Source organism: Peribacillus sp. (assembly GCF_059453735.1).
The window spans coordinates 1-12948 of sequence record NZ_JAZVJO010000422.1 but is presented as its reverse complement, the minus strand read 5'-3'; the positions used below and the strand labels follow the sequence as shown (position 1 = coordinate 12948).

Below are 12948 nucleotides of genomic sequence, written 5' to 3'. Positions count from 1 at the left end.
CTTGGAATGGAGGGTTACCATGTCAACTAAATTAAATGTCATTCAGGAAAAACAACCTGTCACCCCTATGATTGATGAATTAGTCGCTAACGGATTATCCGCTCTGAAAGAGTTCAGTCATTTTACTCAGGAAATGATTGATGATGTAGTTAAAGAAATGGCTCTTGCAGGTATGGATCAGCATATGCAACTTGCCAAAATGGCTTTTGAGGAAACTAAAAGAGGCGTTTATGAAGATAAAATTATCAAGAATATGTTCGCTACCGAGTTTGTATACCATAATATTAAATACGATAAAACGGTCGGAATTATCAACGAAAATACGAATGAAGGAATAATCGAAATTGCCGAACCAGTAGGCGTCATTGCTGGCGTTACACCTGTCACTAATCCTACTTCAACAACGATGTTTAAGGCTTTAATCTCCATCAAAACCAGGAATCCGATTATCTTTGCCTTCCATCCCTCTGCACAGAAGAGCAGTAGTGAAGCTGCCAGAATCCTTCGGGATGCTGCGGTTAAAGCAGGAGCGCCTAAGAATTGTATTCAGTGGATTGAAAAACCGTCAATTGACGCTACTCAAGGGCTTATGAACCATCCGAAGATTTCATTAATCTTAGCAACCGGCGGTTCAGGAATGGTCAAATCTGCTTACAGTTCTGGAAAACCTGCTCTTGGAGTTGGTCCTGGTAATGTTCCTTGTTATATTGAAAAAACGGCAAACGTTCTTCAAGCAGTAAATGATTTAATTCTATCCAAAACGTTCGATAATGGGATGATTTGTGCGTCAGAACAAGCGGTAATTATCGATAAAGAAATTTTTTCTGAGGTCAAACAAGAACTAACATCAAATAACTGCCACTTTCTTACTCCAGAAGAACGACAAAAAGTTGAAACGTTAGTCATTAATGAACAAACCTGTGCAGTTAATGCAGCCATTGTCGGTATGCCCGCTTACAAAATTGCTGAAATGGCTGGTGTGACAGTACCAGAGCATACAAAAATCTTGATTGCCGAATTAGAAGGAGTTGGACCGCAATTTCCTTTATCACGGGAAAAATTAAGTCCAGTACTTGCCTGTTACAAGGTTAATAGCTTGGAAGAAGGCTTAACACGTTCAGAGGAAATGCTAATGTTTGGCGGAACAGGTCACTCAGCCGTTATTCATACTACAAATGACCGTGTCATTAAGGAATTTGGTTTACGAATGAAAGCCGGAAGGATTATCGTTAATGCTCCTTCTTCACAAGGTGCAATTGGTGACCTTTACAATGCCTATATGCCTTCACTTACACTTGGCTGCGGTACGTATGGAGGTAATTCGGTGTCAACAAATGTTGGTGCGATAAACTTAATTAATATAAAAAAGGTAGCGCGAAGGAATAACAATATGCAATGGTTTAAGGTCCCTTCCAAAATTTATTTCGAAAAAAACTCTGTCCAGTACCTTGCCAAAATGCCGAATATCACTAAGGCTTTGATCGTTACTGATCCCGCAATGATAGAGTTAGGGTACGTAGATAAAGTTCTTTATTACCTAAGAAAACGTCCAGATTATATCCACTGCCAGATTTTTTCAGAAGTGGAACCAGATCCATCTCTGGAGACTGTTGAAAAAGGCGCAGAAATGATGGATAAATTCCAACCTGATGTCATCATTGCTCTTGGTGGTGGATCAGTGATGGATGCAGCTAAGGGAATGCAGCTATTCTTTGAATACCCTGGAATAGAATTCTTCGGTATTAAACAAAAGTTCCTAGATATTCGTAAACGGATTGTAAAGTATCCGAAACTAGGTGTTAACGCTCAATTCGTTGCGATTCCGACAACATCTGGTACGGGTTCTGAAGTTACCTCTTTCGCGGTTATTACAGACAAAGATGCCAATATTAAATACCCATTAGCAGATTACGAGCTGACACCTGATGTCGCAATCATTGACCCACAGTTTGTCATGACGGTTCCTAAGGTCATTACCGCTGATACTGGTATGGATGTTCTAACACACGCCATTGAATCCTATGTATCTTGTATGGCAAATGATTATACGGACGGACTGGCGATAAAAGCCATCCAGCTTATCTTTGACTATCTGCCTAAAGCCTACAAAGATGGAAGCGACGAATTAGCACGGGAGAAAGTGCATAATGCTTCTACAATTGCCGGCATGGCCTTTGCTAATGCATTCTTAGGTATTAATCATAGTCTTGCCCACAAGCTTGGACCTGAATTTCATATCGCCCATGGACGGGCTAATGCGATTTTATTACCGCATGTTATTCGTTATAATGCGACAAAACCAACAAAATTCACAGCGTTCCCGAAATATAACCACTTCATTGCTGACAAGCGTTATGCAGAAATAGCCATGATGCTCGGGCTTCCTGCACGCACAACAGAAGAAGGAGTAGAAAGTCTTATACAGGCGATCATAAAGTTAGCCAAAGAGATGAATATTCCGATGAGTATTGAACAGAATGGTGTCGATCTGGCTGATTTCGAAAGCAAGGTTGAATACTTAGCAGATCGGGCATTTGAAGATCAGTGCACAACGGCTAATCCGAAGCTTCCCCTCGTAACCGAATTAGCCGAGGTTTATCGTCTAGCCTTTAAAGGCGTCTAATATTTATAGAAAAAAGAGTCAGGGATGATCATCCTTGGCTCTTTTTTCTATAAATATATGTAATAAGTATTTTTTTACCAAATATGGTCAAATCTAATTGATTTAAAATCTTCAACCATAGCCGATATAACTATGTACATTATCAGACTTGTCACCCAAGGAGAGCATAGGATTCTTTTTCTAACAAAAAGTAGAGATACAAAAGTATTTCCTCATCCATAAGTAGTATTTCCCTTACGTTAGATTTTTCCCCAAGGAGTTTCAAATGTTTTGTGAAGTCACCTGAGATAAATACATAGTATGAAAGTAGAGGATTTTAAAATGAATTGGTTTAAAAATTTGAAGACATCGGTGAAGTTAATAAGCGCCTTTGTAGTAATGGCTATTATTATAGGAATAGTTGGGATTTACGGGATGGATAACATGAAGAAATCTAATGATCGACTTGATTTCATGTATACTGAGCGTGTCATTCCGATAAGCACATTAGGTAGGGTCGAAACCAATTATCAGCGTATACGTGTAAACATACGCGATTTAGTTTTTGTCGCAAAAAGGCCTGAAGCTAAGGATGAGTATCAAGCAATGATAAGAGAAATTCAAAAGGAAATTGAATCTGACGTAATGTTGTATTCAAGTAGTTATCTTATAGACGAAGAAAAAAAGATACTTAAAGACCTAGACTTGGCTTTTACTGACTATTACACTATCCTAGACGAAACAATAAAATTAGGGTATGCAAATGATTTGAAAGGTTATCAAGCAATCGTTCCTGAATTCAAAGCAAAAGGAGATAAAGTTGAAAATTTTATAAAAGACTTGAGTGACTTCAATGTCGAGAAGGCTGAAAAATCAAACACTGACTCAAAAGAAGCATATGTTTCTACTAGGACCACTACAACTATTGTATTAATCATTTCATTCTTATTCAGCATTGGTTTGGGATATCTAATTTCTCAACTGATTGTAAGACCACTTAGAGAGGTAGTTGGTCTAGTTGGTAAAGTAGCTGAAGGTGACTTTACGGTGACAACTGCGATCGACTCTAAAGATGAAGTAGGCGAGTTAGCTAAATCCATTCAAGCGATGACCACGAGCCTTAGAAAAACAATCAGTAGTATTTCACAATCAGCAGAGAATGTTGCCGCGTCAGCCCAAGAAATATCAGCTACAACTGAAGAAGTGGCAAGTAGTGCTTCAACTCAGGCGAATGATGCTCAAATAATCACTCAGTTATTTACAGAAATTTCAAATAGTGCTGATGTTCAAGCGAACGATGCACAAACAATGTTTAGCTTATTTAAAGAGTTAAACACCGTCATTGATACAGTGGCTAAAACAGCTCAAGAAACTGCAGTCATTGGACAGTCTCTATCTATTGAATCTCAGAATGGCCGTGATATTGTTAAACACTCCATTGATGGTATGACCACAGTAAGAGAGCAGATGTCTATCCTTGAACAGGATACTAGTAAAATCGGGGAAATTATAAAGGTTATTGAAGATATATCTAACCAGACGAATCTTTTAGCATTAAATGCAGCGATTGAGGCCGCACGTGCAGGAGAACAGGGCAAAGGTTTTGCTGTTGTGGCAAATGAAGTGAAGAGTTTAGCAGAGAAAAGTAGAGAATCAACTAAGGAAATACATGACATTATACAAGGCATTCAAGCCAGCACTAAAAGCAGTGTTTCGGCCGTGCAATATGGGGTGGATAACTCTATTAAAACGGGTGAAGCCTTCGAGTCGATTGCAAGGATGGTTGTGCATGCTTCAAATAAAACAGCCGAAATTGAGTTAGCTAGTCAAAAGCAGTCTGAACAATCAAAAGCAGTGATGAAGTCTATTGAAAGTATTGCTTCTGCAAGTGAGCAGCAGTCCGTACACTCAGTTGATGCGATGAGGTCAATCGAAAGTATCGCAGCAGCTAGTGAAGAAGCAGCAGCAGCTAGTGAAGAAACTGCTGCAACATCGCAATCATTAGCAAGCTTATCAGAAAAACTAAATGCTTCTGTAGCAATATTTAAAGTTTAAAATTTAGGGCTAGCTGTTATAAAAGGGGTCTTCTATTCGAAGATCCCTTTATGACGTTAATTCAATGGCAGCCTCTAGAATGTAACTAAAAGGCTGATCCAGATGCGATTAAGATGACGACCTTACGTTCTACGCTTCTATTTCGACAGACTGCAAACCAACAAAACTATTCACCCAATGCCATAATTGGAATGAGCGGGGGACTGGAGATTTATATTTCTACTAGTAACTTTTCAAATTGCTTATGTATAATAGGATGATAGGAAGGAGTTGGTAATTTGAATAAAAAACAGATCACAAAAAAACAATATGACTTTCTTGAACATGAACTAAAGTACCTTGAAAAAGAACAGTTTATTGTGGATAAGGAATCAGATAGGATTTTATCAATCTATGAGGTCAAAAATGTCCAATTCATTACCGTACTAGCAGCAATTGGAGCTCTTCTAATTGGTTTAGGCGTTTTAACGTTTGTGGCAAGCAATTGGATGTATCTAACTAAATCAGTTAAGCTGTTTATCATCATTCTGTTTCTGATATTGGTCAATACGGCCGGGGTTTTTGTTACGAGGGAATTTCCTAAAACCGCAAGAAGCCTTCATTATATTGGTATCTTAGTATTTGGAGCTGGGATTTTTCTAATAGAACAAATGTTTAACATTAGTATTAACTTTAACCATTCGTTTTTATTATGGGCAATTGGGACAATCGTTATTGGCTGGTATTTAAAAGATGCAGCAATTTTAATATTTACCTCTTTCCTGCTTTTTATCTATATCAATGGCAGTATGTTTCTTGATGAAAAATCTTATCCGCTTGCTATTCTACTGTTTTTACCAACATTATATGTTTTACTCAGAGGATCTGCCTACCCTGTTATTCTTATCTTTTTCATCAATGCCTTATCCATTAACACCTTTGTGTTATTCCTTCTAGAATTTGTTCCAAAATTCTCACCTGATTATTCAGCCACCATCATCCCGTCCCTATTATTTATCCTGGGTATCCTTCTCGTATACCTCCCGCTTCCTTTAAGAGCAGAAAAAATCACTCAAATCCAAGGACATATACTTCACGGAATCACGGCTATTATCTTAACCTTTGACTTCGGTATCTGGTTTTCTCTTTTCTATTTCATCTTTCTTCTTTACCTTATTCAAAGAGGCAGTTTAACTAGTATTGTAATAATTTGTACATTGATCTTCAGATACTATCTAAACTCCTTAGAGTTCCTGCCAACATCCTTCACCTTCATGATTGGCGGAATTATTCTTCTAGGCTTTGGCTTCTTCTTTGAAAAGCAGCGAAAAAAAAGGAGGGAAACTATTGAAAAATAATCGTTTTCTTCGTCCGCTTATAGTCTTTTCCGTACCTGTCTTAATTCTCTTGTTTTTAGCCGCCCCTCACGTATGGACAACAGTAACCGGTGATGAGATACATTTAAAAACCGTTCCAGTCGATCCAACCGATTTGTTTCGTGGAAGCTATGTCAATCTACAATATGAAATAGAATCGGTGGATAGCAGTTTGCTCGATGATTCTACCCGTTCATTACTAACAAACAAAAATAGAGGAAATTACAAAAACGTATATGTACAGTTGCATCAAAACAACGCAGACCTTTACGAAGTAGCTTTAGTAACAAAAGAAAAGCCGCTTAAAGGAACCTATCTAAAAGGACGTCTACACATCCCCTACGACACAACAAGTTCATCACTCCAAATTAAATATGGCTTAGACAATTTTTATGCGCCTTCGGACAAAGCAAAAGAAATGGAAGCAGCCGCTGCTGGTCATGCACCTGTAGCTATAGTAAAAGTTAAAAATGGAAATGCAATATTAATGACAATTTCTTTTAAGTAAGAGGGATTCACTTTTTTCGGCTGTCATGGAACTCCTAGACAGTCTTTTTTTCGTGACTTTCATACAATAATTTTTTTTACTGACAATGACTCCTTAATACTCCATTATATTTAGCAGAATCTGCTGGTTTCAGACACACATATCCCTGTTCTTCCATACTCTAAACAACATTAGTACTTTCATAGTCTCTTTTCAGTATGTTTTAATTTTTATTGTCTTCCCTTAAAATATCTGTTATTTTAATATATGAATATTTTTAAAAAACACAACAGGAAAGGTTAACTATATCCCGTGATTAAAGAATGGAATCTCCTAAGAGTAATTGCCTGTTTATGTATCGTTTTTTTACACAGTACAACCTTAAATTCAAGACATGCAGGACATCCAGACATTGATTATTATGATGTGTTTCGGGCCCTATTATGTTTCGCCACACCAACCTTCATTGTCTTATCCGAAATAATCTTGGCAAACCGCTATCCAGATAGATTACCAAATCAATTTTGGCAAAAACGATTAAAGTTCATTTTTCTGCCCTTTGTATCATTTGCCATTATCGATGGTTTTAATGCTAAGTACTTTAACCCTAACGTCTTCCTTGAACTTAAAATCTTCAATAACATTGTAATGGGTACCTTTATAGGGTATTTCATTTTCATTATTTTTCAATTTTACGTTTTACATTATCTAGTTGTTCGTTTTAAACCATCAATGAAGTGGTTACTGCCGGTGAGTCTTCTCACAATGGCTGTTCATTTAGGTTTTATGAAAATGAATATTCCTTTTGTGAATGAACATCAAGGACTTATGAAATTACCGTTCACTGCATGGTTTGGCTACTTTACACTTGCTTTTATCATTGGGAAACACTATAAGAAGTTACAGATGGAATTATTATCCTATAAGTGGTTCACTCTCATTCTGGCTGCTTTATCTGTCCTCTACTTCTACTTTTCATTTGAATCAGGAAATGCACGAATCAATTCATTAAGGTTGGATTTATTCCCTGTTGTCTTGTCATTTACTGCAGTAATCTTGGCCTGGGGACAACTCATTCCTAATTTCCGTGTCATTCAATTCATTAGCAACTATTCTTTTGGAATTTACCTGCTGCACTGGCAAATACTAAGGCACCTTGCGCCCTATACGGTTACATGGTTCAACCACACCAGCACCCGAGTCCTCGCCTTGTTTTTGATGGGTCTCGTTATAAGTATAACCATCATTAAATTGATTTCATTATTACCATTTGGTTCGATGATCGTTGGACACATAAAAAAATTATCTCCAAAATTAAAACAAACAGGTGACACAGTAAAAGCTGCCTGAATTATGCACAACATATACACACCAAGAGGACTTCGGTACAATGACCGAGGTCCTCTTTTTTTAAAAAAACTTTATTCCGTTCATTTCACTATTTCATATCAACTAGACTAAAATTTTCACTAGCATATAGATACTGCCTATCATAAAGATCGGTCCCCAAAACTGCATCGGAATAAAGAGGAGACTATGACGAATACCTGCCTTATACTGAGTACCTGTCTCTTGATCGACAAGAATCTTGTCAGAGTCACGGTTCAGTTTCTTACCCAAAAACCAGACGATGATGCCTGATATAAATAGCGAAAAGACAAAAGGAGTATCTTTATGAAAGGTGTCTGCACCTGCCATGGGAAGAATCCAACTAAATAACAAACCAAAAGCAGCCGCAATGAGTATACTGAAAATACCAAAGCCTCTCCAAACGATCAAACTATCCCCTCGCTCTCAGTAATATATTTCATATTTATCCATTTTACAGAAAAACTAAACAGATATTCGTTAAATTATTCCATTTATTCCTTTGTAGAACAGAAAAGGGTTTTAGGCTATACTTTAGGAAAGCGGTAAACGGTGGTGAATAGTTTGTTTAAACTTTTATTAATTGAAGATGATACGACTCTTTTTAATGAGATTGAAGAACGATTAACGCAATGGTCCTATGAAGTGTTTGGTATACATGATTTTAATAAAGTGATTCAAGAATTTACCGAGTGTAAACCTGACCTTGTCATTATTGATATTCAGCTGCCCAAGTTCGATGGATTTCATTGGTGCCGGATGATTCGTGCTCATTCCAATGTTCCGATTATCTTTTTATCGTCACGGGATCATCCCACCGATATTGTTATGTCTATGCAGCTGGGGGCGGATGATTTTATCCAGAAGCCTTTTCATTTTGATGTGCTTATTGCTAGGATTCAAGCCATCCTTCGTCGTGTTTACAACTACAATACAGAAAAAATAGAACTGAAGACTTGGTGCGGCGCTGCTGTGCATTACGAAAGTAATCTAGTCACAACGGATACGACCTCTATTGAGTTAACGAAGAATGAAATGTTCATCTTAAAAAAATTAATAGATCAGAAAAATAAAATTGTTAGTCGAGATGATTTAATGAATAGTTTATGGGACGATAAACGCTTTGTCAGTGATAATACCCTCACGGTTAATGTTAATCGATTACGAAAAAAATTGGATGATATCAATTTAGGTCGTTTTATTGAAACAAAGGTTGGACAAGGGTATATGGCGGTTGAAGAGGCAGAGCGATGATAAGGAAATACTTGCTGGAAAGAGTCAGCTGGATTCTCTTTTTCCTATTTCTCCAGCTTTCCATCCTTTTTGTTACTTATCTTGATTCAGCCATTCCATTAACAGCTGTTCTCTATATTGTTTTTTTAACCACACTCATGTTTTTCCTCTTTCTATTCATACGTTATAAAAAAGAAACACTATTTTATAAAGCCTTAGAAGATCGAGAAAACAATCTTGATTTAACCAATATTCCTGAACCTGGGAGTCCCTTTGAAAAGATCATCGAAGAAAGTATTAACAGTCAATCCGAATTACTGGGAGACTTAATGTCAAAAAGTCAAACAAATCTAGACCAAGAGAAAGATGACTTACTGGCTTGGATTCATGAAGTGAAGACACCGTTAACGGCTATGCGTTTAATGATTGACCGCTTAGAAAAAGGATCTCTCAAAACTCATTTAACCTATGAATGGCTGCGGATTCACCTTCTGCTGGATCAGCAGCTTCATAATAGAAGGGTATTGTTTATTGAAAATGATTTGCATATTGATCGACTTAGCTTGGAAACGATTATCTATGACGAGATAAAAATGCTTCAGTCATGGTGTATTCAAAAAGGGATCGGTTTTGATCTTAACTTAACTACAACTGAAGTGCTTAGTGATGCGAAATGGCTGGCTTTTATCATTAGACAGCTTTTAACCAACTCTATTAAATACAGTGAAGCGTCTGACATTGTACTGACGAGCTTTCAACATGATGACCATACGATACTTGAGGTGAAGGATTATGGATGCGGAATTAATCCAAAAGATTTACCACGTATTTTTGAAAAAGGCTTTACCTCAACTAGCATTCATCGAGACTCAGCCGCAACTGGTATGGGTCTGTATTTAACCCATAAAGCAGCAAAGTCCCTCTTAATTCGGATTGATGTTCAATCAACACTTGAAGAAGGAACAACCTTCACTCTTACTTTTCCCAAAAAAAATGAATTTGTGAATATCTCCAGCATGTGACAAAATTGTCACATGCTTTTCCATTTTGTTCGGACAATCGAAGGAAAAGAATTCCCAACCCTTTTATACTTAGGACATAGAAGAAAAGGAGTGAAGGCAGATGACAATTTTACATGCACAGAAAATCCATAAAAGTTTTGGAAACAAATTCAATAAACAAGAAGTGTTAAAGGGAATTGACCTTAGTATACAAAAAGGGGAATTCGTTAGTATTATGGGGGCCTCCGGTTCAGGAAAAACAACTTTGCTCAATGTCCTTTCCTCCATCGATAAAATCAGCTCAGGAACGATTATGATTGAAGGAAAAGAAATGACCAGTATGAAAGAAAAGAAATTAGCGGAGTTTCGTAAGAATCATCTTGGTTTTATTTTTCAAGAATACAACCTATTAGACACATTGACCGTCAAAGAGAATATTCTTTTACCCTTATCCATCACCAAGACGCCAAAGAAGGAAGCTAATCAGCTCTTTGATACTCTTGCCAAGGAATTAGGAATCCTTGAGTTAAGTAATAAATACCCAAGTGAAATATCCGGTGGTCAAAAACAGCGGACCTCTGCGGCACGCGCCTTTATTCACAAACCTAGTATTATCTTCGCGGATGAACCGACTGGCGCATTAGATTCTAAATCCGCAACAGATTTGTTAAATAAAATGAGCGAGTTAAATCAAAAACGAAAAGCTACCATCCTTATGGTCACTCACGATCCTGTCGCCGCTAGTTACTGCAGCCGAGTCATTTTTATTAAGGACGGGCAAATTTATACCCAATTAATGAAAGGGGAAGAAACAAGGCAGGCATTCTTTAAAGATATCTTAAAGACTCAGGGCGTACTTGGAGGGGTGCAAAATGAGCATTAATCACCTCATTTTTCGAAATCTGAAAAAAAACCTAAAAAACTATACGCTCTATGTCTTTGCGCTAATCTTTAGTACCTCTCTTTACTTCGCCTTTGTTACACTACAATTTGACCCTTCCATGGATGAGGCAAAAGGTACAATCAAAGGCGGCGCTTCCGCCAGGGCTGCCTCTTATTTACTTGTCACGATTGTTTCCATATTTCTTTTATATGCGAACACCATCTTTATCAAACGGCGAAGTAAAGAAATCGGCTTATTCCAATTAATCGGAATGACAAAGGGGAAAATCTTCCGGATTCTTAGCATAGAGAATTTTATTCTTTATTCCGGTTCTGTCATCCTTGGAATTTTTGGAGGATTAATTGGTTCTAAATTAATTCTGATGATTTTATTTAAAGTCACAGGTGTTCAATCGATTGCGGCCTTTCAATTTTCATCTCAAGCAGTTAGTCAAACATTGGTCGTTTTTGGGGTTATCTATCTGTTGATTATGCTCATGAATTACAGATTTATTAAAAGACAAAGTATTTTATCGTTATTTAACGAAAAAGCAAAAACTGAAGAAAAGGTGAAGAAGGTTTCCTTTGTTGAAATAACAATTGGTATAGTCGGCATCCTCTTCATTATTTCTGGTTATTATGTGTCATCTCAATTATTTACAAGTAATTTCTCCGCGGCGTCTGATTTTTTTATGGCTATGAGTTTTATATTGGGTTCTGTTATTATCGGTACTTACCTATTTTATAAAGGATCTGTCAGCTTTATCTTTAATATTATCCGAAAAAATAAAAACGGATATTTATCCATTAATGAAGTGCTTTCTCTTTCTTCAATCATGTTCCGAATGAAATCAAATAGTTTATTGTTAACGATTATCACGACTGTGTCAGCTCTTGCCATTGGGCTTTTATCATTAACCTATATCTCTTATTACTCGGCTGAAAAACTGGCTGTATCTGATGTACCTTCAGATTTTTCTCTTGATAATGTCCAGAATGCTGACATGGCAAAAGAAACATTCACAATGAACCATATTGATTTTACAGCGCATGAAATTGAAGTCATCAATGCATCTGTCAATATAAAAGGGATATTGGATTCAAATGCGGGCCCATTAGCATTGGACATTAACCCAACTAGGTTAATCCTGCCAATCGTTAGCGATCGAGCTATTAAAGGAGTAGATGTGACTGAGAATGAAGTCCTATTCAGCGGTTACAGCAGTGTGGTTCAAGAGCTGATGCAATTTAAAGATTCCGGAATGATAGAACTTAAAGGTCAGAATGAAGTCATTCCACAGACCTATCTCGGTTTAAAAGATAAAACCCTTCTTTCCTCTAATTTTACAAACTTTAATGTCCCTGTGGTTATTATTGTTGACCCAACGGTATACGAGCGTTTGAAAAAAGATAGTGATCCCGAAGATCAACCACCTTCCAATACCTATATTGGGATTGATATTAACGATAAAGAAAAACTTGAAGAAGCAAATCAATTATTCTCTCAGCTTCCGATTGAAGATTCAGCCAGCTCTTCTCAACTACAAGTGAAGAATGCCACAAAAATGGGTATGGGTCTAATCATGTTCATCGTCGGATTTTTAGGATTAACCTTCTTAATTACCTCTGGATGTATCCTTTATTTTAAACAGATGGACGAAAGCCAAGAAGAAAAGGGCAATTACACGATTCTGAGAAAGCTAGGGTTTACCCAAGGTGATTTAATTAGAGGTATCCAGTTTAAACAACTCTTTAACTTTGGGATTCCGCTTATCGTCGGGTTGCTTCATAGTTACTTCGCCGTACAATCAGGATGGTTTTTATTTGGTACAGAGGTGTGGACACCGATGATTATTGTTATGGTCCTATACACAGGGTTATACTCCATTTTCGGCATCCTCTCTGTTCTTCATTATAAAAAGGTAATCAAAGATTCACTCTAAATCAAAAAAGCTCCAAGCCAAA

Annotated in this window: 10 protein-coding genes; 9 read left to right on the top strand and 1 reads right to left on the bottom strand. The window is 37.1% G+C overall.

Annotation, left to right across the window (positions count from 1 at the left end):
- Positions 1 to 19 precede the first annotated feature (19 nt).
- The 5 genes from adhE to AC52RT_RS13940 all read left to right on the top strand — a co-directional run bounded on the left by adhE (position 20) and on the right by AC52RT_RS13940 (position 7849).
- The gene (adhE, locus tag AC52RT_RS13960; protein ID WP_495541308.1) at positions 20 to 2623 is read left to right on the top strand and encodes a bifunctional acetaldehyde-CoA/alcohol dehydrogenase; all 2604 of its coding nucleotides are present in this window, start codon (positions 20 to 22) and stop codon (positions 2621 to 2623) included.
- A gap of 300 nt (positions 2624 to 2923) precedes the next feature.
- Entirely contained in the window at positions 2924 to 4657 is a 1734-nt protein-coding gene (locus AC52RT_RS13955) for a methyl-accepting chemotaxis protein (protein WP_495541307.1), read from the top strand.
- 278 nt (positions 4658 to 4935) lie between these two features.
- A complete protein-coding gene (locus AC52RT_RS13950; protein WP_495541306.1) occupies positions 4936 to 5994 on the top strand; it encodes a DUF2157 domain-containing protein in 1059 nt (352 codons plus the stop codon).
- Positions 5984 to 6520 carry a GDYXXLXY domain-containing protein gene (locus AC52RT_RS13945; protein ID WP_495541305.1) on the top strand — a complete coding sequence of 179 codons (537 nt, stop codon included), beginning with the start codon at positions 5984 to 5986 and terminating at the stop codon, positions 6518 to 6520. Before AC52RT_RS13950 ends, AC52RT_RS13945 begins: the two co-directional genes overlap by 11 nt.
- Positions 6521 to 6811: 291 nt before the next feature.
- Positions 6812 to 7849 (top strand): acyltransferase family protein, encoded by a 1038-nt coding sequence (locus AC52RT_RS13940; protein WP_495541304.1) that lies wholly within the window; start codon positions 6812 to 6814, stop codon positions 7847 to 7849.
- A 102-nt stretch (positions 7850 to 7951) separates the two neighbouring features.
- On the opposite strand, the gene AC52RT_RS13935 is transcribed toward AC52RT_RS13940, so the two are convergent.
- Positions 7952 to 8278 (bottom strand): hypothetical protein, encoded by a 327-nt coding sequence (locus AC52RT_RS13935; protein WP_495541303.1) that lies wholly within the window; start codon positions 8276 to 8278, stop codon positions 7952 to 7954.
- 153 nt (positions 8279 to 8431) lie between these two features.
- On the opposite strand from AC52RT_RS13935, the gene AC52RT_RS13930 reads away from it, so the two are divergent.
- From AC52RT_RS13930 to AC52RT_RS13915, 4 genes are all read left to right on the top strand, one after another.
- Complete coding sequence (locus AC52RT_RS13930; RefSeq protein WP_495541302.1) at positions 8432 to 9121, top strand: response regulator transcription factor; 690 nt, start codon at positions 8432 to 8434, stop codon at positions 9119 to 9121.
- Positions 9118 to 10122, top strand: coding sequence for a sensor histidine kinase (locus AC52RT_RS13925; RefSeq protein ID WP_495541301.1), 1005 nt, complete (start codon positions 9118 to 9120; stop codon positions 10120 to 10122). Before AC52RT_RS13930 ends, AC52RT_RS13925 begins: the two co-directional genes overlap by 4 nt.
- A 100-nt stretch (positions 10123 to 10222) precedes the next feature.
- Positions 10223 to 10984 carry an ABC transporter ATP-binding protein gene (locus AC52RT_RS13920; protein WP_495541300.1) on the top strand — a complete coding sequence of 254 codons (762 nt, stop codon included), beginning with the start codon at positions 10223 to 10225 and terminating at the stop codon, positions 10982 to 10984.
- Positions 10974 to 12926, top strand: a complete 1953-nt coding sequence (locus AC52RT_RS13915; RefSeq protein ID WP_495541299.1) for an FtsX-like permease family protein — start codon at positions 10974 to 10976, stop codon at positions 12924 to 12926. The genes AC52RT_RS13920 and AC52RT_RS13915 overlap by 11 nt, the downstream gene beginning before the upstream one ends.
- Positions 12927 to 12948: the final 22 nt, after the last annotated feature.